This is a genomic window from Micromonospora sonchi (genome assembly GCF_014646235.1).
Classification (GTDB): domain Bacteria; phylum Actinomycetota; class Actinomycetes; order Mycobacteriales; family Micromonosporaceae; genus Micromonospora; species Micromonospora sonchi.
Genome location: NZ_BMNB01000033.1, coordinates 12,093 through 34,615, shown reverse-complemented (window position 1 = coordinate 34,615; position 22,523 = coordinate 12,093). Strand labels below are relative to the sequence as shown.

The following is a 22,523-nucleotide window of genomic DNA, read 5'->3' as shown; positions in this document are numbered from 1 at the left end:
TCAGTTGCTCTCGTGCCGTTGGCGGTGCGCCCTGGCCTGGTCGGACCGGGGTTGGGTCAGCTCGCGCGGCACCACGCCAGCGTCGCCGTTAACCTGGGTCCGGTTCGAGCGCTTGCTTGCGGCGGTCGACACCGTGGGCGGGTCGATGCCCAGTGCCAGGACGTCCCAGGCGCCCCAGAACGATCCGGCCGACTCGACGCTGAACGTCAAGGAGTAGTTGAGCGTCCCGCCTGGCGGCAGGCCACCGAGCGGCAGCGGCAGGGTCGCCTCGCTGTAGAGGCCACCACCGGGCGGGTCATCGGACGGGAGGTCCATCCGCAGGTTGTTGACCGTGACGGTCCGCCCGTCGCTCAGCGTGAACGTGCTGGTCAAGGTCGCCGGGTTGCGCCACCGCAGGTCGGCGTACGGCGGCCGCGGAGAGCTCCCGGCGGGCGGCGGTGCCCCGTTCAGCTGACTCAGGCTGGAGATCCGCAGCTTGATCTGGCTCGCCGGCGTGCTGGCCCGGTTGGTGAGCGTCCGGCGGATGATCAACTGCCCGCGGCGGGTCGGCGTGGGCGCGATGTACTCCCGGTTGGGTGCCGCGCTCGCGGACACACCGCTGTCCAGCAGCGTGGTCTGGAGCAGAGCGTTCACAATCCGAGGCCCGTTGGCGTTGCGGGGGTTCCCGGTGCCGATCGCCGACGGTATCCCGCCCTGGATGCCGCCCGTCGTGGTGAGGAACCGGAAATCGGCTCGGGTGTTCCCGGTGTCCAGCGGTCGGCCCGCCTCGCGCAGTCGACCGAAGATGTTGCGGACCGTCGGCGTGTAGCTGAAGGTCGGCAGCGGGCTGCCCCGGTAGAACCCGGGGGTGGAGCCGGCGGCGTCAGCGATGGTGCCGGTGCCGGGGGTGCCGGAGTCCGGGTACCGGACGCGTAGCCCACCGATCGCGCCCAGTGAACACACCGGGCCGACCACGACGGTGCAACTTCCGTCAGCGGGATCAGGGCTCAGCGCCAGATCCGGCTCGGCGACGGCCCCGAGCGAGTAGTCCGCGGCCGTGATCAAGAAGGCCTGACCGACCGCAAGGGACAGCCGGGTGGGCGGAACGGTGACGACCGTGCCGTCCGCTGCCTCGACCCGTAGGCCGGACACCGGCAACGGGATCGGGCTGTTGTTGTAGATCGAGACGTACTGGTCCAGTGGCCCGGCGACGCCGGACTGGCGGAACTGGGTGATCAGGGCCTGTCCGGCCACCCCGGTCGCCTGCACGTTCACCGAGTTGGAGTTGACGACCGCGTTCGTGTTGCTGGAGTCGTACCGCACGTCGAACTGGTTCGTCCCGAAGTCCGGCACCCGGATGGTGAAGGTGGCCTGGTTGCGCGTGACCGGGAAGGTGCCGAGCAGGGTACGCGTCCCGGCGCTGTTGTCGAAGAGGCTCACCGAGCCCTGCGCCTCACCCGGGCCGATGTTCACCGTGAAGGTGACCTCGTCGGCGAAGTTGACCGATGGATCGTCGACGCTCAGGGCGACCACGCTGCGCGCCTGGACCACGAGCCGGATCTGCTGGACGTCGGTCGCCCCGAACGCGTCGGTCACCCGGACGTCGGCGCCGTGGGTGCCGGCGACCGTCGGCGTGCCCGAGATGAACCCGTCGACCGTGTTGAGGGTGACGCCGGGTGGCAGCGACCCGGCCGCCACCGACCAGGTGAACGGCGGGGTGCCGCCGAGCACGGTGAGCCGCTGCGAGTAGGACGCGCCGACCTCGCCGAGCGCCAGGCTCGGCACCACGATCTGCGGCCGGGCGTTGATGGTGATGACGGTCAGCACACTTCCTTCCCGACCCTCGGCGTCCACCACTCGGAAGATCACCGGATACTGGCCAGCGGTAGTGGGGACACCGGTGACGGCAGGGCCCAGCCGGTTCAGCGCCAGGCCGGGCGGCAAACTGCCGGTGATCGGGCTCGGCTCGACGGACCAGGTGTAGGGCGGCACTCCGTTGCTGACCGTGACGTTACCCACGTACGCCGCGTTGACCGTGCCTTCGGGTCCCACGTACGACACGTTCGGCGAGACGTCGGTCGTGACCGGCACCGACCGCTCGGACTCGGGGCCGGTGCCGAGCGCGGTGCGGGCCGCCACTGTGAAGGTGTAGGTGGTTCCCCGGGTCAGACCGGTCACCGTCGCCGTGGTCACCGACGGCACCACCTGGGCCGACTGCGCCGTTCCGTCGATGTACGGCGTGATCACGAACTGCGTGACCGGTGAACCGCCGTCGTCGGCGGGCCGAATCCAGCTCAACTGCGCCGACGAGGTGTGGGCGGTGACCGCGATGATGGTGGGCGCGGCGGGCAGCGCTACCGGTACGGCGGCCTTGGAGCGGGGACTGGCCGGGCCGGTGCCGGCGTCATTGGCGGCCGCCACGGTGAACGTCCACTTCCCGCTGGCCGGGGAGATCTTCACCGCGCGGCTGGTAACCGACGCGTCGAACTTGCTCGGGGCCTGCGCCTTGCCGTTGCGGAACGGCGTCACCACGTACCCGGTGATCTTACTGCCGTTCTCGGCGGGCTTGCGCCAACTGACGGCGGCGAGATCGCCGCGCTTGCCGGCCGTCGGCCGCTTCGGCGCGGCCGGCTTGCTGGCGGCCTTCGGTCGGACCGGATCGGCGGCGTTCGCCGAGCCGGTGACCGCCGGTTTGACGGGGCGGGCGGAGGCCGCCGGTGGCGCGTCCCCGGGGGAACGCGCGGAAGCGGGGGTGGACACCATCGCCGACGCGACCAGCGCTATGGCAAGCGCTGATCCCACCAGCGTCCGAAAACGACGCGGCATGGACATGGGACTCCTACCTCTGATGCGGAAATCACCTTCACGCAAGGAGGGCCGATCGCCGCTTCCGACAGCGTTGTCGCTGGTGGTGAAGCCCTCCGGGCTCGGCGATTTCCACTGATCGCGGAAATGACGAACCCCCATCGCATTTAAGACAATTGATTAGCACGCCATCTCTCTATAGCACGCCCGCGGCCCTCGGGGCAGTCGCCTAAATCAACTTCAGCCGTCGCCGATCAGAATCGAAATCACGAATTCCCTTGCCATGCGCAGCAAACGAACGAAATCGGTTATGGATGCTGTCGCATGTCGGACATTCCACTCCGGCCTCCCAGCGAGCCTGCCCTCCGGCAGGCGGCCCCGATCGCCGCACCGACGCCATCGAGACCGCGATCGAGCAGGCCAGCCGGCTGAGGTAGACCACGAACGTTCGCCGCTTTGATACATCTGGTGGCTGCCGCAAGGACACCGGGGCCGCTTATCCTCCGACGGTCTACCCCCTCGGAGGCCGCGCAGATGCAGCGAAGAAGAAGCACCCGACTATTCACAATTCCGGGCGTACTGGTCACCGCCACCGCCCTCACCCTGGCCGGTGGCACCGTCGCGTTCGCCGACCCGGCGCCGGCGACGCCGTTCATCAGTGAGATCCACTATGACAACGCCGGCACCGACGTCGGCGAGGCGATCGAGATCGAGGCACCGGTCGGCTTCGACCTGACCGGCTGGCGCGTCGTCCTCTACAACGGAGGCAACGGTGCCGCGTACCACACCCGGGCCCTGACCGGCACGGTGCCGGCCGCCGGTGTGATCGTCGAGAGCTACCCGGTCAACGGCATCCAGAACGGCGACCCCGACGGCATCGCCCTGGTCTCCCCAACCGACTCGGTGGCCGAGTTCCTCACCTACGGGGGCACCTTCACCGCGGTCGGCGGCCCGGCCAACGGGATCAGGGGCACCGACATCGGGGTCAAGGAGTCCAGCTCCACCCCGGTCGGTCACTCGTTGCAGAAGATCGCCGGCAGTTGGCGCCCGCCGGCACCGAACAGCTTCGGCGTACGCAACGCCGCGCCGGACCCGGACCCGGACCCGGAACTGGGCTGCACGATCGCCGTCGACCACACCATCGCCCAGGTTCAGGGCACCGGTGCCGCCACACCGGTGGCGGGCACCCGGGTGACCGTCGAGGGAGTCGTCACCGCCGACCACCGCACGGGTGGCTACAACGGCGTGTACGTGCAGACGGCGGGCAGCGGCGGAGATCGCCCGGTCGCCGCCGACGCCGCCTCGGACGGCATCTTCGTCCACCTCACCACCAACACGGCCAACCACCCGTCCCTCGCGATCAGCGACCGGGTCCGGGTCAGCGGCACCGCCAACGAGTTCAACGGGCTCACCCAGCTCACCATCGCGGCCAAGGGCGACGTGCAGGTCTGCGAGCGGGGCGCGCCGCTGCCCGCCCCGGTTCCGGTGGAGTTCCCGCTGGCCGAGGAGGCCCGCGAGTCGGTCGAGTCGATGCTGGTCGCGCCGGTCGGCGCGTACACCGTCGCCGAGGTCTACAACACCAACCGCTACGGCGAGGTCGCTCTCGCCGCCGGCGACCGGCCAGCGCTGACCCCGACCGACCGGGCCCGCCCGGGCACCGCCGAGGCGCGGCGCATCGCCGCCGAGAACAAGCTCCGTCGGGTCCTGCTGGACGACGGCAAGACCACCAACCTGGCGACCGCCGGGCTGCTGCCGCCGTACGTGTCGAAGGCCAGCCCGCTGCGGGTCGGCGACTCGGTCGAGGCGTTCGGGCCGTCGGTGCTGTCGTACGGCTTCAACGAGTGGCGCCTGCAGCCCACCCGCCCGGTCGACGCGGACACCCCGCCAGCCGCCCGGACCACCTTCAAGGCCACCAACCCGCGTACCGCCGCTCCCGTCGATGTCGGCGGCGACCTGCGGGTGGCCAGCTTCAACGTGCTGAACTACTTCGTCCACTTCGGTGGCGACGCGCGCGGTGCGGCCAACGAGGGGGCGCTGGCCAAGCAGGAGAAGAAGATCGTTTCGGCGATCAGCGCGCTCGACGCCGACGTGGTCGCGTTGGAGGAGATCGAGAACTCGGTCCGGTTCAGCCCCACCGACCCGCAGCGGGCGCTCAAGCGCCTGGTCGCCGCGCTGAACGTCAAGGACGGCGCGGGCACCTGGGACTACGTCCGCGCTCCGGCCGAGCTGCCCGGTGCCGCCCAGCAGGACTTCATCACCACGGCGATCATCTTCAAGCCGGCCAAGGCGCAGCCGAAGGGCGCGTCGCGTTCAGTGAACGACGAGAGCGTCTGGTTCAACGCCCGCGAGCCGATCGCGCAGACCTTCACCGCCGGCCCGCTCGACTTCGTGGTGGTGGCCAACCACTTCAAGTCCAAGAGCGGGGCGGGCAGCGGCGACAACGCCGACACCGGGGACGGCCAGGGCGGTTGGAACGGTGACCGGGTCCGGCAGGCCACCGCGCTGGCCGCCTTCGTCGCCAAGGTCAAAACCGACAGCGACACCGACAACGTGCTACTGCTGGGTGACTTCAACGCGTACACCCAGGAGGACCCGATGCAGGTCCTCTACGCCAGGGACTACCGCAACCTCAACGACACCGGGAAGACCAGCTACGTCTTCAACGGAGAGTCAGGCTCGCTCGACCACGCCCTGGCCTCGCCCACCCTGGCGGAGCGGGTGACCGGCGTCGACGTGTGGGAGATCAACGCGGTCGAGTCGTACGCCTTCCAGTACGACGGGCTCGACGCCTTCTACGCAGCCGATCCGTACCGGGCCAGCGACCACAACCCGCTGGTGGTGGGCATCAACACCGGGTCCGGCCCGGTCGACCTGCAACTGCTGAGCATCAACGACTTCCACGGCCGGCTGGAGTCCCCGGCCACCGTGGGCGGTCAGCCGGTCGGCGGTGCCGCCCAGCTCGCCGGGCTGGTCGGCCAACTGCGCGGGCAGAACCCGAACACCGCGTTGGTCTCCGCCGGTGACAACATCGGCGCGTCGACCTTCATCTCGGCGATCGACGACGACAACCCGACGATCGACGCGCTGAACCGGATGGGCCTGGCCGCCTCGGCCGTGGGCAACCACGAGTTCGACAAGGGCATCGCCGACCTGACCGGCCGGGTCACCGACCGGGCCGACTTCCCGCTGCTGGGCGCCAACGTCTACCGGGACGCCGACCGGGTGCTGCCGGCGTACTCGGTCAGCACCGTCGGCGGCGTCCGGGTCGGCTTCGTCGGCGTGGTCACCGAGCAGACCGCCTCGCTGGTCAGCCCGGACGGCATCGCCGGCCTCACCTTCCGCGACCCGGTGGCCGAGGCCAACGTCGTCGCTGGCCAGCTCAAGGACGGCGACCCGGCCAACGGCGAGGCCGACGTGGTGGTGCTGCTCGCCCACGAGGGCGCCGCCACGGCGAACATCGACTCCGCCGAGGCACTGGCCGCCGACCCGGTCTTCGGCAGGTTCACCCGGGCCGACGCCACCATCGACGCCATCTTCAGCGGCCACACCCACCAGCCGTACGCCTTCGAGGTCCCGGTTCCCGGCACCGACAAGCTGCGCCCGGTGGTCCAGGCCGAGGACTACGGCAAGCGCCTGGGCAAGGTCACCCTGACCTACGACCCGGAGTCGGGTTCGGTCACCAACGCCGACGCGTCGCTGGTCGACGTGGTGGGCGCGCCGCAGGACCCGGCGGTGGCCGAGATCGTCGCCGCCGCGAAGGTCCGGGCCGAGGAACTGGGCAAGCAGCGGCTCGGTGAGATCACCGCCGACATCCGGCGGGCGTACACCGACGGCAACGAGGACCGGGGCAAGGAGTCGCCGCTGGGCAACTTCATCGCCGACGTGCAGCTCGCCGGCACCGGCGACGCCGGCCGGGGCGGGGCGCAGATCGCGTTCATGAACCCGGGCGGTCTGCGGGCCGACCTGCTGTACCGGACCGACGGCACGGTGACCTACGCCGACGCCTTCGCCGTCCAGCCGTTCGCCAACGACGTGGTCACCAAGACCTACACCGGTGCCCAGCTCAAGCAGGCGCTGGAGCAGCAGTGGCAGCCGGCGGGCGCGTCCCGCCCGGTGCTCTGGCTGGGCGTGTCGAAGGGCTTCAACTACACGTACGACCCGACCGCCGCCCAGGGCTCGCGGATCACCTCGATGAAGCTGAACGGCACGCCGATCGACCCGGCGGGCAGCTACCGGGTGACGGTGAACTCCTTCCTCGCCTCCGGTGGGGACAACTTCACCGCGCTCGGCCAGGGCACCAACCCGGTCACCACCGGCGACAACGACCTGACCATGCTGGTCAGCTACTTCGCGGCGAACTCGCCGGTCACCCCGGACAGCACGCCCCGATCGACCATCGGCGGCGGCGAACCCGAGGTGCCGGCGTGGGACGTCGAGGTGACGGCCCGCAGCCAGTGCGTCGGTACGACCGCGTACGTCGCGGTCACCGCCCGCAACGCCGACGACGTGGCGCTCACCATCGAGCTGGTCACGCCGTACGGCTCGCGTACGGTCGGCGAGGTCGCCGCCGGCAAGTCCGCGTACCAGTCGTTCAACACCCGGGTCAGGTCGGTGCCGGCCGGCACCTCCACGGTGAAGGTCACCGGGACGGTGCACGGTACGCCGGTGACCGCGCAGGTCGAGGCGGCGTTCGCCGCCATCACCTGCGGCTGACCCTTCTCGCGGTGGCGGCGCCCCGGCCGGGGCGCCGCCACCATCGCATCCCTTCGAATTCAGCAACGGAGCATGCACATGAGCACAACCAGGCGCAGGCGCCTCTTCGCGGCGGTGGCCGCGAGCGCGATGGTGGCCGGATCGGTGGCGATGGCCGCACCGGCATCGGCCGAGCCGGCGGACAGTGCCGATGTCGAGGTGACTGTCGACATCGAGGAGATCAAGGAGCCGGGAGTGCTCGCGCTCTCGGTGGCGGCGGACTCGGTGGCCCTGTCCGAGAACGGGTCGACGCTGCTGGTCCGGCAGTTCGTGGGCACCCTGCCGACGGTGACGGTGACCGACACCCGCACGGCGGACGAGGTGCCTGCGGGCTCGGCGTGGGCCGTGGTGGGCAGCGCGACCGACTTCGTCGGTAACGCCGGTCAGGAGCCGATCGGCGCCGGACACCTCGGTTGGCGGCCACGGCTGCTCGACGGCGGTGACACCGGCCTGGTGGCCGAGGGCGAGGAGGTCGTCACCGTCCTCGACGAGCCGACCCAGCCGGGCAACAATGTGGGCCTGGTCGACCAGGAACTGCTGGTGTCGACGTTCGACTCGGGTGCGGTGGCCGGTGGCGAGTACGCCGTGAACGCGGAACTGTTCCTGCGTACGCCGGCAAATGTCGCAGCCGGCGCGTACTCCTCGACGCTGACCCTGTCCCTGTTCGAGTAACACCCGTGGTGGGGGCCGCCGGTTCCGGCGACCCCCACCACACTGCACAAAGGATGCCGTCATGACCCGAACCTCGTCGCGGGCCCTGCCCCGGCTGCTCGCCGCTCTGGCCGTGCTGCTCGTCGCCGCACCGATCGCGCCCGCCGCCGCCGCGGAGCCGACCAAGCCGTCGGTGACCTGGTCGGTGCAGCCGGCCAACCAGAACGGCCCCGACGGCCGGCGATGGATCGAGCGCACGCTCGACCCCGGTCAGGTCGTGACCGAGCATCTGGCCGTACGCAACTTCAGCGACTCCGCCGTGGTCTTCTCCCTCAAGGCGGCCGACGGCTACCTGACCGACAAGGGGCGCTTCAACATGCTGCCCTCCAACGAGAAGTCGGTGGACGGCGGCACCTGGATCACCGTGCAGGAAAAGGTCTCCGTCGGGGCCAAGGAGACGAAGGTGGTGCCGTTCACCATCACCGTGCCCACCGACGCCAGCCCCGGCGATCACCCGGCCGGCATCGCGGCGACGGTCACCAGTTCCGGCGGCACCGTCGCTGTGGAGAGTCGCGTCGGATTCCGGGTCATGCTGCGGGCCAGCGGCACGATCACCGCCAGCATGGCGATCGAGAACCTCACCGCCACGTACACGCCCTCGTGGAACCCCTTCGCCGGCGGCACCGTGCGGATCGGCTACACCGCGACCAACACCGGCAACGTCGCGGTGACCGGCGGCGGCCAGGTCACCGTCGCCGAACTCTTCGGCCTGATGGAGCGGGACACCCCGGCACAGATCGAGGAAATGCTGCGGGGCGGCGACCGCGCGGTCGAGACCCGGGTGAACGGCGTGTGGGGGCTGGGCCCGATGCGCGCCACGGTCGAGGTGACGCCCGCCGTCCTCGGCGGCGACGCGACCGGCGCCGACATCCGGACCACCTCGGCCACCGTCACCACCTGGGCGCTCCCCTGGGCGCAGCTGATCATCGCGCTCGCCCTCGGCGTGCTGGTCTTCGCCGCCCGCACCGTCACCCGGCGGCGAAAGCAGCGCCTCGCACAACTCCTCGACCAGGCCCGCAAGGAGGGCCGCACCCAGGCCCGCGAAACCCCCCTCGCCGACGCACCGCCGAAGTCCTCCTGACCCCACCCTCCCCCACCCCTCGCCCTCGCCCTCGCGGTCTTGCACTTCTGGTCGCCCTTTTGCCCCGATTGACACGAATTCGAGCGACCAAAAGTGCAAGATCGGCGAGGGGAGGGTGGGGTGGGGAGGGTGGGGTTGCGTCAGGCGGGGGCGGCGCGGAAGACGACGGTGTAGCTGAACGACGTGCCGTCGACCTGGTACGCGTAGCAGCCCGGACCGCTGACCGTGGTGGTGGCCGGCAGGTCGGTGTCCGGGTTGGTGAGCACGGCGTGGTGGCCGTCGTCGCGGGACTCACCGAGGTAGGAGAACTGCATGGAGGCGCTGCCCGGCCCGTCGATGCGACCGACCCGTACCAGCACCGGGCCGGTGTAGCCGGCGGCGAGCCAGCGGGCCTTCACCGTGTAGCTGCCGTCCTGGTTGCGGTCGCGCAGCGGCAGGGCGTTGTCGGGGAAGTAGGACGCGATCGGGTAGAGCGGGCCGGAACCGATTACCCGGGGTGCCTGATCTGGGTTGGCCCAGGGCTTCGACTCGGTGACCGGGCAGGCGGCGCCGGGGGCCACGCTGGGCAGTCGCAGTGGTGGGACCGGGAACTCGCCGGGCGAGGTGGAGACCTGGGGCTCGGTCGGGGCGGAGACTGTCGAGCCGGTCGGGGCGGCCTCGGGTGTGGCGTCGCAGGCCGTCACCGCCGATACGAGGCCCACCGCCGCCACCACCACTACCCGGGCACGTCTTCGCATCCCCACAGTATCGACCATGCCCGCCGATGCCGCTGTCCCGAGCGATCGACCTGGCCGCGCGTCCATGGCGGTCGGGCTACCTGGCTGCGGCCCGGTCGAGCAGGGCGCGCCGCTCGGCGTCGCCAGGTGTCCGGGCTGCCGCCGCGCGGAACAGCTCCGCCGCCCGCTCGCCGTTGCCCTGCCGGGCCAGCAGATCCGCCTCCACCGCGAGCGCCAACGGGTAACCGTCCAGGGCGCCGCCGCTGCTGGCCTCGGCGAGCCGGGTCAACCCGACCGCCGGCCCGTACGCGTAGCCGTACGCCACGGCACGGTTGAGCGCGACCACCGGGCTCGGTTGGAGCCGGGCGAGCTGGTCGTAGCAGTCCGCGATCCGTCGCCAGTCGGTCTCCTCCGCACTGGGCGCGGTGGCGTGGCAGGCCGCGATCCGGGCCTGCCACGCGTACGGGCCGGGCTGCGGCGATCCGGCCAGCAGGCGGACACCCTCGGCGATCGCGTCCCGGTCCCAACGCGACCGGTCCTGCCGGTCGAGTGGGACCAGGTCGTCGTTGTCGTCACGCCGTGCGGCGTGCCGGGAGTGCTGCAACAGGAGGAGCGCGAGCAGCGCCGACGCCTCCGGCTGCTCCGGCACGAGCCGGACCAGCAGCCGGGTCAGCCGGATCGCCTCGTCGGCGAACGCCGGTTCCCCGTCCGCGTCGTACCCCTGGGTGAAGAGCAGGTAGAGCACGGCCAGCACCCCGGGCAGCCGCTCGGTGAGGGCCGGCCCCTGCGGCACCCGGTACGGGATCCGCGCGGCGGCGATCTTCGCCTTGGCGCGGGTCAGCCGGCGGGTCATCGTCGACTCGGTGACCAGGAAGACCCGGGCGATGTCGGCCGTCGGTACCGCACAGATCGTCCGCAGGGTCAGCGCGACCCGGGCCTCGATCGGAAGCGCCGGATGGCAGCAGGTGAAGATCAGTCGAAGTCGGTCATCCGTCACCTCCTCCCACGCCGGTTCGGCGGTCGCGGCGGTGACCGCCAGCACGGCCAGCTCGCGCAGCTTGCGCCGCTCGACCGAGGCTCGGCGTAGTACGTCGAGGACCCGGTTGCGGGCCACCGTCATCAGCCAGCCGGCCGGGTTCGCCGGTACGCCGTCGGCGGGCCAGCGGTCGAGCGCCCGGAGCAGCGCCTCCTGCGCGCTGTCCTCGGCCAGCGTCCAGTCACCGGTGATCCGGATCAGGGCCGCCACGATCTTGGGGTACGCGTCGACGGCCGTGGCCGCGACGGCGTCCGCCGCCGCGGCCCGGTCCGGGTCGGTCACTGCTCGAAGTCGGCGAACGGCCGGAGTTCGATGCGTCCCGCCCAGGCCATCGGATGCGCGCGGGCCACCTCGATCGCCTCGTCCAGGTCCGCGCACTCCAGCAGGTCGAAGCCGACGATCATCTCCTTGACCTCGGCGAACGGCCCGTCGGAGAGCAGCAGTTGGCCGTTGCGCACCCGGACCGTGGTCGCTGCCGATGCCGGTGCGAGCTGCGCACCCTGCAGACGCCGGCCGGCTGCGTCGTTCTCCGTTACCCACACCTCGACGTCCGGATGGTTCGCGTGGTCCGAATCCGGCTCCGGGTCGGTGCAGACGAACATCATGTACTTCACGTCAGATCCTCCGTGTCTCCGTCATGAGGGTGTTGCACCGTCATGACGAACGGCGCGACCCCGTCCGGACAACGCGCGATTCCTCGGCCCGGCCCGGCGCGAACCTCGGGTCGCCGCAAGCAGACGCGCCCCGGCAGTCCCGATCTCCGAGCCACCGAGGCGCGTGCGTGCCGAGCCGGCGGTCAGCCGATCGCGTACGCCCGGATGATGGTCACATCCGTGTAGCCGCCGGTGGTGTCGGTGACCCGGGCCCGCAGCGACACCGCACCCGAGGGCGGGTTGGTGACCTGCGCGGTCCACACCCCGCTGACCTTTTTGACCTTCACCGACCGCCAGGTCTTTCCGCCGTCGAACGACGCCTTGGCGGTGACCGTCTTCACCTTCGAGTTCTTGCCCAGCTTGGCGTCCGGTTCGCCCTTGAGCCGGGGCAGCTTCAACTGGACGTTGGTGCTGCTGCCCGGCTTCGCCCGGTTGTTGAGGTCCAGCCCGGTGGGCAGCATGGTGATCGCGTAGACCGGTGCGGTCACCCAGGTGTTCGGCTTCGCCTTGAACCGGTACGTGACGCTGGTCTTCGGCGACAACATCCCGGCCGGGAAAGTGATCTCCGGGTAGTGCCGGCTGGCGGTGTTGGTCAGCTTGTACCAACCGGCCTTCTTCACCTTGTATTCAAGGGCGGTCCCGTAGGGGTCCCAGCCCTTGTCCTTCACCGTCTTCACGGTCTTGCCGCCGAAGGTCAGGGTCGCGGTCGCCTTGTCGCCAACCTCGGCGCTGTCCCGGGGGAAGCCGGGGTCGGCGAACATGTCGTTCAGCGAGTACGAGATCCGGCCGTTGAGCACCACCGGCAACCGTGTCGAAGGGCCCCAGGCGGAACGGAAGAAGTTCAGGTTGTACGACTTGCCCGCGACCACCGTGCGCGTCGCGGTGTAGCCGCCGATGTTGTACGACGAGCCGTCCTTGGCGCTGCCGGAACTTCCTGCCCGGAAGTCCCACTTGCCGGCCGTCACCTTGACCTTCGTCCGGTACGCGGCTTCGCTGCCCACCAGGTTCCGGTAGATGTGGCTACCGCAGGAACGGCCGGTCGGCTGCGCGACAAAGTCGCTCAGGTTGCCCCCGGAGGGGCCGCGCCGGGCGGTCACGTCGACGGTGGCGAGCGAGGACTGCTTGATGGTCCGAGAAGGATTGGTCGGTACACCGGTCGTCGTGTACATCACCGCGTACTGGGTGGACCCGGGGAGTCCGGAGCCGTCGGCCCAGGTCCGCAGCGCGGCAAAGGCGTAGGTCTTCGACGAGTTCGGAATCACGTACAGGCTGCGGTTCCAATCCGAGCCCTCGACCACGTGCCTGAGCGAGGTGGTCCTGACGCAGATCTGCGCCACGGTGTCCCCGTCCAGCCCTTCGCCGGCCGGCGAAGGGCTGAGGCCGACCGCAACCTTCTTGCCCTTGCGCGCGTCCACGGTGGTCTTGCTGGCACCGGAGACCTTCACCGTACGCACGCCGAGCGTCGTCGACGAGCCGTCCTTGACCGAGGCGAGCACCGCGTAGCTGCCCTTCGGCAACTTCTTCGGCTTGTTGGACTTGACCGAGTAGGTGGAGTTGGTGCTGAGGTTGACCGCATTGGCGGTGACGGTCACCTTCTTGCCGTTACGGTCCAGCGTGGTCAGGGTGAGCGTGTTGCCCGCGGCGACCGCCGGAACACCACTGCCGAGCACGATGGCCGGCACGAGCGCCGCCGCGACGATCCTGGAAGCCAGGCTGCGACGGGAACGGAACGACGAGCCGAGGCTGAAGCCAGCCCGGTCAGACAGAGAAGACAATTCCACATCCCCATGAGTGGAAGGGTGATCCCCGGCGTACGACAACGGCGGGAGATCATCGTAGGTCAGGCGCGGCGAATTCGCTCTCCCGCTTTCCGGCGGCGTGAGGTCATCACCAACGCCGGTGCCCCGAGCGTGACGGGCCACGCTCGGGGCACCGATACCGTGCGGGTGCTCGGCTCAGCCGATAGCGTACGCCCGGATGATCGTCACGTCGGTGTAGCCGCCGTTGGTGACGGTGACCCGGACCCGCAGCGAGACCGCACCGGAGGCCGGGTTACCGACGATCGCGGTCCACTTTCCGTTGATCTTTGTGACCTTGACCGATCGCCAGGTCTTGCCGCCGTCGAACGACGCCTTGGCGCCGATCGACTTCACCTTCGGGTTCTTGCCCAGCTTGGTGTCCGCGTACATCTTGGACCGGTTCAGCTTCAGCTCGACGTTGGTGGTGCTGCTCGGCTTCGCCCGGTTGTAGAGATCCAGCCCGGCCGGCAGCATGGCGATCCCGTAGACGGGCGCGACCACCGAGGCGTTCGGCTTCGCCTTGAACTTGTAGGTGACGCTGGTCTTTGGCGAGAGCATCCCGGCGGGGAAGGTGATCTCCGGGTAGTACCGGCTCGCGGTGTTGGTGAGCTTGTACCAGCCGGCCTTCTTCACCTTGTAGCTCAGGTCAGTGCTCTCTGGCTCCCAACCTCGGTCCTTGACCGTCTTGACGGTCTTGCCGCCGAAGGTCAACGTCGCGGTCGCCTTGTCGCCGCCCTCGACGTTGCCCCGCGGGTAGCCGGGGTCGGCGAACATCTCGTTCAGCGGGTAATTGATCCGGCCGTAGACCGTGGCCGGCACGTACGCGGACGGGCCCCAGGCGGAACGGAAGAAGTTCAGGCTGTACGACTTGCCCGCGACGATCTTGCGGGGCGAGTAGTAGTGCCCGATGAACGGCGACGAGCCGTCCTTGGCCGTGCCGGAGCTGTGCACCGGGAAGTCCCATTTGCCGGCCGACACCTTGACCTTCGTGCGGTACGGCTCGTTGCTGTTGAGCAGACCGTGGTAGATCCCGTTGCCGCACGGGCGGTCGATCGGCTGCACCGCCAGGCTGCTGTAATCGCCGGCGGAGGGACCGCGCCGGGATGCCACGCTGACGGTGGCGAGCGCGGACTGCTTGGCCGTCCGTGACGGCTTGCTCGGCACACCGGTGGTCGTGTACATCACCGCGTACTGGGTGGACCCGGGAGATCCGGAGCCGTCGGCCCAGGTGCGCAGCGCGGCGAAGGCGTACTTCTTCGAGGAGTTCGGAATGACGTAGACGCTGCCGTCGCGGTAGTCCGAGGCCTGGACGGCGTAGCTGGCGGAGGCGGACCTGGTGCAGACCTCGACCGTGGTCTGCGCGTAGAGCCACTCGCTGGCGGGTGCCGGGCTGAGGCCGACCGTGACCTTCTTGCCCTTGCGCGCGTCCACGGTCGTCCGGCTGGCGCCGGAGACCTTGACGGTACGCACGCCGAGCGTCACCGCGGAGCCGTTCTTGATGGAGGCGAGCACCGCGTAGTTGCCCTTCGGCAGCTTCTTCGGCTTGTTGGACTTCACCTTGTAACTGGAGTTGGTGGTGAGGTTGACCGCCGTCGCGTTGACGGTCACCTTCTTGCCGTTGCGGTCCAATGTGGTGAGGGTGAGCGTGTTGCTCGCGGCGACCGCCGGAGCGCCGGCGCCGAGCAGGATGGCCGGCACGAGTGCCGCAGCAGCGATCCTGGTGATCACGCTGCGACGGGTACGGAGCGACGGGCCGAGGCTCGACCTGGCCCGGGTAGACAGAGAGAACAATCCACGATCCCCATGGGTGGCGGGTGATCCCGGCGTACGACAACGACGGGAACAATGAGCGTAGGCCATGCGCGGTCGATCTCACTCGCCCGTTTGCCGCCGGTCGCGACCAGGGCTCACGGAACAGCGGCGTCGTCCTCGGCGGGGGCACCGGCCGGGGCGGCGTCGGAGGGGAAGCCCAGCCAGGCGCGAACGGTTGCCACCTCCTCATCGGACAGGGGCAGCTCGGCGGCTTCGGCGCGGTTGAGGACGTTGCCGACGAAACCGGCGCCGATCTGTGCGGCGGTGGGCGGTGGCTGGCCGTGCAACGGGGAGCCGCCGAACGACGCGCCGCGTACGACGAACGCGACGGCGTTGCGACTGACCGGTAGCCCCTGATCGCGGAGCTGGTCCCGGCACCAACCGGTGCACCTGTTCAGGTTGAACCGGTGGGACTGGGCGTAGTCGGCGAGGGTCTGGTAGATCGCCGGCCACCAGGAGTCGGGCAGCCGGGGCAGATCCAACTGGTCGGCCAGCCGCTCGACCGGCTCCGGGAGCGCGATCTGCGACGAGGCGGCGGCCGACTCGGCGGCGGCGTGCCGGCTGTCGTCCCAGAGCAGGTGTTGTGACATGCGCAGGTTGGGCAGGTCCAGGCTCTGCACGGCACGGGCGAAGCTGCCGAAACCGAACCAGCCGCTGTCGCTGACCGAGCGGCCCAGTTGGGCTCGCAGCCGGTGGGCCAGCGACGCCATGTTCAGCGGCTCGGATGCCTCGTCGTACTCGTGGGTCATCACCGAGCGGAACTCGTCGTACCCCTCGCGCTGGTCGGCGGCGGCGACCGCGCCCTCGAACTCGGTGCTCACCTCGTCGTGCGTGTCGTCGTCGAAATCGACCGACTCGCCCTGGACCAGCGCCAGCAGATGTTGGCTGTCCAGGACCTGGTCGGCGATGGACGTGAAGGCTTCGGCCGCATCGGCCGGCGAGACGATCATGGTCCGCCGGTCGGACCGGCGCAGCCGTTGCAGCAACGGCGTCATGTCGGAGTCACCGGAGGCGATGACGAACTCGTCGTACCGGGTGTCTGCGGAGAGCGCATCGAGTGCGTCGACCACGATCCTGATGTCGGCCGCGTTCTTGGTCCCGCTGTAGCGCGGGCAGTCGATCACTTCGAAGCCGGCGCGGACGAACGAGGGCCGGAACTTGGAGAAGAACAGGCGGGGCTGCTCGCCCGTCGGGTCCGGGTGATAAACCCAGCCGGCGGGGTTGAGGTAGCAGCGCAGCACCAACCAGCGCCGGGTGGCGCCCGTCGTCGAGGTCGTCGACAGCTGGCGCAGCCACCCGCCCGGATCGCTCGCGAACTGGACCGCCGCCTCCGGATCCAGCTTGTAGAGCCCGCCGAACACGTTGTCGAAGTCGAGGTAGAGCGCCGTTCGGGTGTCACCCATGACGGCAACCTACCAACGCTGCTCGGGCGTACGGTCACGCGCGCACCGGCCACCGGGAACACCGCGCGGACTCGCCCGAAGCCGAACTCGATCGCCGTAGGTAGGACATCGATCCCGGCGGCGTCCGCGAGCTGCAGCAGTGGCGGCTGCCAAAAGTTTTTGTCGGGTTCCTACAACTGCGGCCGCCCTGGGTTCGGTGGTTACGGTATGGCGCTACCGGGCCGCAGGCAGAAAAGTGATGAGTGCCGGGGGTCGACGTCCCGCGGCGTTTTCGTCGTACGTCTACCGGAGGGGTCGGTCGGGTGTTCAGCCGTATCGCCATCGTCAACCGTGGTGAGGCCGCCATGCGGCTCATCCACGCGGTCCGAGAGCTGGCTGCCGAGACCGGGACCCGGATCGAGACCGTCGCCCTGTACACCGACGTCGACCGCACCGCCACCTTCGTGCGGGCGGCGGATATCGCCTACGACCTCGGTCCGGCGGCCCGGCGGCCGTACCTCAACCTGACCGTGCTCGAACGGGCGCTGGTGGAGACCGGGGCCGACGCCGCCTGGGTCGGTTGGGGCTTCGTCGCCGAGGACCCGGCGTTCGCGGAGTTGTGCGAGAAGCTCGGCGTCACCTTCGTCGGACCGCACGCGGAGGCCATGCGGCAGCTGGGCGACAAGATCGGCGCGAAGCTGATCGCCGAGGAGGTCGGGGTACCGGTCGCACCGTGGAGCCGCGGCGCGGTCGAGACCCTGGACGCGGCGCGGGCGGCGGCGACCCGGATCGGTTACCCGCTGATGCTGAAGGCGACGGCAGGCGGCGGCGGACGCGGCATCCGCGTGATCAACAACGAGGCCGAGCTGGTCGACGCGTACGAGCGCACCAGCCAGGAGGCGGCGCGGGCGTTCGGCAGCGGCGTGGTGTTCCTGGAGCGCCTGGTCACCGGCGCCCGGCACGTCGAGGTGCAGGTGATCGCCGACGGGCAGGGCACCGCATGGGCGCTCGGCGTCCGCGACTGTTCCGTGCAGCGGCGCAACCAGAAGGTCATCGAGGAGTCGGCGTCCCCGGTGCTCAGCGCCGAGCAGGCGGCCGAGCTCAAGACGTCGGCCGAGCGGCTGGCCGTCGCGGTCGGCTACCGGGGTGCGGCGACGGTCGAGTTCCTCTACCACCCCGGCGACCGGCTGTTCGCGTTCCTCGAGGTCAACACCCGGCTCCAGGTCGAGCACCCGATCACCGAGTCCACCACCGGGTTCGACCTGGTCAAGGCACAGCTGCACGTGGCCTCGGGTGGGCGGCTGGAGGGCACGCCGCCGGTGGAGCGGGGGCACGCCATCGAGGCCCGGCTGAACGCCGAGGACCCGGACCGCGACTTCGCGCCCTCCCCCGGGCGGATCGCCCGGCTGGACCTGCCCGCCGGGCCGGGCATCCGGGTGGACACCGGCGTCAGCGAGGGTGACACCATCCCCGCCGACTTCGACTCGATGATCGCGAAGATCATCGCGTACGGCCAGGACCGCGACGAGGCGCTCGGCCGGCTGCGGCGGGCGATGGCGGACACCACGGTGATCATCGAGGGTGGCGCCACCAACAAGAGCTTCGTGCTCGACCTGCTCGACCAGCCCGAGGTGATCGACGCCAGCGCGGACACCGGCTGGATCGACCGGGTCCGCGGGGAAGGCCGACTCGTCGGGTACCGGCACTCCGCCGTCGCGCTGGCGGCAGCCGCCATCGAGGCGTACGAGGACGAGGAACGCGCCGAGCGGCAGCGGCTGCTGGCGACGGCGGCCGGCGGCCGTCCGCAGGTGCGGCACGCCAGCGGCCGACCGCTGGATCTCAAACTGCGCGGCGTCGGCTACCGCACGCGGGTGGCGCGGATCGGCGCGCACCGGTTCCGCGTCGGCATCGAGGCGGGCGCCGCCGTCCGTACCGCCGACGTCGAGCTCGATCGCTTCGACCGGCACACCGGTCAGATCGTCGTCAACGGCGCCCGTTACCACCTGCTCACCGGGACGTACGGGCCGGACCACCTGATCGAGGTGGACGGCGTGACGCACCGGGTCAGCCGCGACGAGGGCGGCGTCGTCCGCTCACCCATGCCCGCGCTGGTCGTCGCCACGCCGGTGGAGGTCGGCGCCGAGGTCGAGGCGGGCGCGCCGGTGCTGGTGCTGGAGGCCATGAAGATGGAAACGGTGCTGCGGGCACCGTTCAAGGCGCGGCTGCGGGAGTGTTCGGTCTCCGTGGGCAGCCAGGTGGAGGCCGGCGCGGCGCTGCTGCGGCTGGAGCCGCTCGCCGACGGGACCGCCGAGGCGACGGAGGAGCCGACGGGCACCTCCGTCGAGCTGGACCTGCCCACCCCGACCGGGACGGTCCCGGCACCGGAGCGCATCCGGCGCTGCCAGGAAGATCTGCGCGGCCTGCTGCTCGGCTTCGACGTCGACCCGCACGACGACCGCCGGGTACTGGACGACTACCTCGCCGCGCGTCGGGCGGCCGGCGAGGACGGCCACCGGCCGCTGGCGGAGGAGATCCACCTCGTCAACGCCTTCGCCGACCTCGCCGAGCTGAGCCGCAACCGGCCAACGGGCGAGGACGGTGGGGCCCACCTGCACAGCGCCCGCGAATACTTCCACACCTACCTCCAGAGCCTCGACGTCGAGCGGGCCGGGCTGCCGGACGCGTTCCAGGCCAGGCTCGCCCGAGCCCTCGGCCACTACGGCGTCACCGATCTGGAGCGCTGCCCCGAGCTCGAAGCCGCCGTCTTCCGGATCTTCCTCGCCCAGCAGCGCGGGTCCACCGACGCCACGGTCGTCGCGGCGCTGCTGCGGGCCTGGCTGCGGGAGCCACCGCCGGACCAGGCGCTGCGCGAGCCGGCCGGGCTCGCACTGGAGCGGCTGGTGGCCGCCACGCAGGTTCGCTTCCCCGTGGTCGCCGACCTCGCGCGCGGCGTGGTGTTCGCCTGGTTCGCCCAGCCGCTGCTGCGCCGCAACCGGGCCCGCGTCTACGCCGACGTACGCGCGCACCTGCGTCACCTCGACGCGCACCCGGACGCGCCGGACCGCGCCGAACGGATCGCGGCGATGGTCCGCAGCACCGAGCCGCTGGTCCGGCTGCTCGGCCAGCGACTCGTCCGCGATCACCTGGACAACGCGGTCATGCTGGAGGTCTTGACCCGGCGCTACTACGGCAACAAGCGGCTCACCGCAGTGCACACCCGGGCGGTCGCCGGTTGCACGTTCGTGGTCGCCGAGCGCGCGGACTCGAGCGTCGTCTCCGCCGCGGTGAACTTCGACGCGCTCGGTGGTGCGTTGCGTGGCCTCGCCGAGCTGGCGAGCGACGGGGACGTCATCGACGCCGACATCTACCTCGCCTGGGAGAACCAGCCGGAGGATCTGGACGCCACCGCAGCCGCGCTGCTCGATGCCATCAACGCGCACCCGCTGCCACGACAGGTGCACCGACTCACCGCCACCGTGGCGGGTCGCGGCGGAGCGGTGATGCACCACCACTTCACGTTCCGCCCCACCGGCGCCGGGATGACCGAGGAACGGCTGATCCGCGGCCTGCACCCGTACATCGCGCAGCGGATGCAGCTGGAGCGGCTGCACAAGTTCGACCTGACCCGGCTGCCCTCGGCGGACGAGGAGGTCTACCTCTTCCAGTGCGTGGCCCGGGAGAACCCGTCCGACGAACGCCTCGTCGCCTTCGCGCAGGTGCGCGACCTGACCGAGCTGCGCGACCAGGACGGCCGACTGGCCGCCCTGCCGACGACCGAGGACACGGTCGCCGCCTGCCTCGACTCGATCCGTCGCGCCCAGTCACGGCGGCCGTCGAAGACGCGCTTCAACACCAACCGGATCGTGATCTACGTCTGGCCGCCGAACCGGCTCACCCGCGAGGAGATGACGATGATCGCCGGGCGGGTGCGCCCGACGACCGCGGGCGCCGGCCTGGAGGAGATCCTGTTCATCGCGCGGCAGCGCGACCGGAGCACCGGTGAGCTGGTCAGGATCGGCGTACGGATCTCCTTCGACGCCACCGGCGGCGCCGAACTGGCGATCGGCGAGCCGCCGGCCGAGCCTATCGAGCCGCTCGACGACTACCGGCTCAAGGTGCTGCGGGCGAGCAGCCGCAACACCGTGTACCCGTACGAGCTGACCCGGCTCATCGGCGACTTCGTCGAGCACGACCTCGACGACGACCACGCGCTCGTCCCGGTGGACCGGCCGAAGGGACGCAACAGCGCGGCGATCGTCGCCGGCGTGGTCACCACGCCGACTCCGCGACACCCGCAGGGCATCACCCGGGTCGTGCTGCTCGGCGATCCCACGAAGTCACTGGGTGCCCTGTCGGAACCGGAGTGCCGGCGCGTGATCGCCGCGCTGGATCTGGCCGAGCGGATGCGGGTGCCACTGGAGTGGTACGCGCTCTCCGCCGGGGCCCGGATCTCCATGACCTCGGGCACGGAGAACATGGACTGGGTGGCGGCGGCGCTCAAGCGGATCGTTGAGTTCACCCAGGCCGGCGGTGAGATCAACATCGTGGTGGCGGGCATCAACGTCGGCGCACAGCCGTACTGGAACGCCGAGGCGACGATGCTGATGCACACCAAGGGCATCCTGGTGATGACCCCGGACTCGGCGATGGTGCTCACCGGCAAGCAGTCGCTCGACTTCTCCGGCGGGGTGTCCGCCGAGGACAACTTCGGTATCGGTGGCTACGACCGGGTGATGGGCCCGAACGGGCAGGCGCAGTACTGGGCGCCGAACCTGACCGCCGCTCGCGACGTGCTGATGGCGCACTACGAGCACACGTACGTCGTACCGGGCGAAGCGGGGCCGCGTCGGACCGCCACCGTCGATCCCACCGATCGCGACATCTCCGACTTCCCGCATGTCGTGGCCGGCAGCGACTTCACCACCGTCGGCGAGATCTTCTCCAGCTCGACCAATCCGGAGCGCAAGAAGCCGTTCGACATCCGGACGGTGATGCGGGCGCTCGCCGACCAGGACCACCCGGTGCTGGAACGTTGGGCGGGCATGGCCGACGCGGAGACCGCCGTGGTGCAGGACGCCCACCTAGGCGGCATCCCGGTCTGCCTGCTCGGCATCGAATCCCGGGCGGTCCCCCGGCGCGGCTTCCCGCCCACCGACGGCCCGGACACCTACACCGCGGGCACGCTGTTCCCACGCTCCTCGAAAAAGGCCGCGCGGGCGATCAACGCGGCCAGCGGCAACCGTCCGCTGGTGGTGTTGGCGAACCTGTCGGGCTTCGACGGCTCACCCGAGTCGATGCGGAAGCTGCAACTGGAGTACGGCGCCGAGATCGGCCGGGCGATCGTGAACTTCCGTGGGCCCATCGTCTTCTGCGTGATCTCGCGCTACCACGGCGGCGCGTTCGTGGTCTTCTCGAAGGCACTGAACCCCAACATGACCGTGCTGGCGCTGGAGGGCTCGTTCGCCTCGGTGCTCGGCGGCGCTCCGGCTGCGGCCGTCGTCTTCGCCGGCGAGGTCAAGGCCCGCACCGCGGCCGACCCGAGGATCCGGGAGCTGGAGGCCCGTGTCGCCGCCGCCTCGGGCGCCGACCGGGCCGCGTTGACGGCGGAACTCGACGAACTCCGCTCCTCGGTGCACGCGGAGAAGCTCGGCGAGGTGGCCACGGAGTTCGACCGGGTGCACAACATCCAGCGCGCGGTCGAGGTCGGCTCCGTGGACGCCGTCATCCGCGCCGCCGAACTCCGTCCCCGGGTCATCGAAGCCATCGAAACCCACCTCTCATCGACCTGACCCCCCCC

11 protein-coding genes are annotated in these 22,523 nt (G+C 70.5%); 4 read left to right on the top strand and 7 right to left on the bottom strand.

Annotation, left to right across the window (positions count from 1 at the left end):
• Window positions 1-2,805 carry a fibronectin type III domain-containing protein gene (locus IEY61_RS25920; protein ID WP_189048883.1) on the bottom strand — a complete coding sequence of 935 codons (2,805 nt, stop codon included), beginning with the start codon at window positions 2,803-2,805 and terminating at the stop codon, window positions 1-3.
• A gap of 513 nt (window positions 2,806-3,318) precedes the next feature.
• On the opposite strand from IEY61_RS25920, the gene IEY61_RS25915 reads away from it, so the two are divergent.
• From IEY61_RS25915 to IEY61_RS25905, 3 genes are all read left to right on the top strand, one after another.
• On the top strand, window positions 3,319-7,497 hold the full coding sequence (locus IEY61_RS25915) for an ExeM/NucH family extracellular endonuclease (protein WP_189048881.1): 4,179 nt from the start codon (window positions 3,319-3,321) through the stop codon (window positions 7,495-7,497).
• 78 nt (window positions 7,498-7,575) lie between these two features.
• Entirely contained in the window at window positions 7,576-8,208 is a 633-nt protein-coding gene (locus IEY61_RS25910) for a hypothetical protein (RefSeq protein WP_189048879.1), read from the top strand.
• A gap of 61 nt (window positions 8,209-8,269) precedes the next feature.
• Entirely contained in the window at window positions 8,270-9,328 is a 1,059-nt protein-coding gene (locus IEY61_RS25905; protein WP_189048877.1) for a WxL protein peptidoglycan domain-containing protein, read from the top strand.
• A 140-nt stretch (window positions 9,329-9,468) separates the two neighbouring features.
• Here the strand turns inward: IEY61_RS25905 and IEY61_RS25900 are convergent, their stop codons facing one another.
• From IEY61_RS25900 to IEY61_RS25875, 6 genes are all read right to left on the bottom strand, one after another.
• Complete coding sequence (locus tag IEY61_RS25900; protein ID WP_189048875.1) at window positions 9,469-10,065, bottom strand: hypothetical protein; 597 nt, start codon at window positions 10,063-10,065, stop codon at window positions 9,469-9,471.
• Between the two features lie 76 nt (window positions 10,066-10,141).
• Window positions 10,142-11,362, bottom strand: a complete 1,221-nt coding sequence (locus IEY61_RS25895) for an RNA polymerase sigma factor (RefSeq protein WP_189048873.1) — start codon at window positions 11,360-11,362, stop codon at window positions 10,142-10,144.
• On the bottom strand, window positions 11,359-11,694 hold the full coding sequence (locus IEY61_RS25890; RefSeq protein ID WP_189048871.1) for a YciI family protein: 336 nt from the start codon (window positions 11,692-11,694) through the stop codon (window positions 11,359-11,361). Before IEY61_RS25890 ends, IEY61_RS25895 begins: the two co-directional genes overlap by 4 nt.
• Window positions 11,695-11,876: 182 nt before the next feature.
• Complete coding sequence (locus IEY61_RS25885; protein WP_189048869.1) at window positions 11,877-13,508, bottom strand: hypothetical protein; 1,632 nt, start codon at window positions 13,506-13,508, stop codon at window positions 11,877-11,879.
• 180 nt (window positions 13,509-13,688) lie between these two features.
• Window positions 13,689-15,260 carry a hypothetical protein gene (locus IEY61_RS25880; RefSeq protein WP_189048867.1) on the bottom strand — a complete coding sequence of 524 codons (1,572 nt, stop codon included), beginning with the start codon at window positions 15,258-15,260 and terminating at the stop codon, window positions 13,689-13,691.
• A 179-nt stretch (window positions 15,261-15,439) separates the two neighbouring features.
• Window positions 15,440-16,747, bottom strand: a complete 1,308-nt coding sequence (locus IEY61_RS25875) for an NYN domain-containing protein (RefSeq protein WP_189048865.1) — start codon at window positions 16,745-16,747, stop codon at window positions 15,440-15,442.
• A 302-nt stretch (window positions 16,748-17,049) separates the two neighbouring features.
• Between IEY61_RS25875 and IEY61_RS25870 the strand changes: the two genes are divergently transcribed.
• The gene (locus tag IEY61_RS25870; RefSeq protein WP_189048863.1) at window positions 17,050-22,515 is read left to right on the top strand and encodes an ATP-binding protein; all 5,466 of its coding nucleotides are present in this window, start codon (window positions 17,050-17,052) and stop codon (window positions 22,513-22,515) included.
• The last annotated feature ends 8 nt before the right edge of the window (window positions 22,516-22,523 follow it).

Bases quoted from the DNA above. Each gene is read 5' to 3' on its own strand.
- IEY61_RS25905 (WP_189048877.1), top strand. From the start codon at position 8,270: ATGACCCGAACCTCGTCGCGGGCCCTGCCCCGGCTGCTCGCCGCTCTG.
- IEY61_RS25915 (WP_189048881.1), top strand. From the start codon at position 3,319: ATGCAGCGAAGAAGAAGCACCCGACTATTCACAATTCCGGGCGTACTG.
- IEY61_RS25920 (WP_189048883.1), bottom strand. From the start codon at position 2,805: ATGCCGCGTCGTTTTCGGACGCTGGTGGGATCAGCGCTTGCCATAGCG.
- IEY61_RS25900 (WP_189048875.1), bottom strand. From the start codon at position 10,065: ATGCGAAGACGTGCCCGGGTAGTGGTGGTGGCGGCGGTGGGCCTCGTA.
- IEY61_RS25910 (WP_189048879.1), top strand. From the start codon at position 7,576: ATGAGCACAACCAGGCGCAGGCGCCTCTTCGCGGCGGTGGCCGCGAGC.
- IEY61_RS25875 (WP_189048865.1), bottom strand. From the start codon at position 16,747: ATGGGTGACACCCGAACGGCGCTCTACCTCGACTTCGACAACGTGTTC.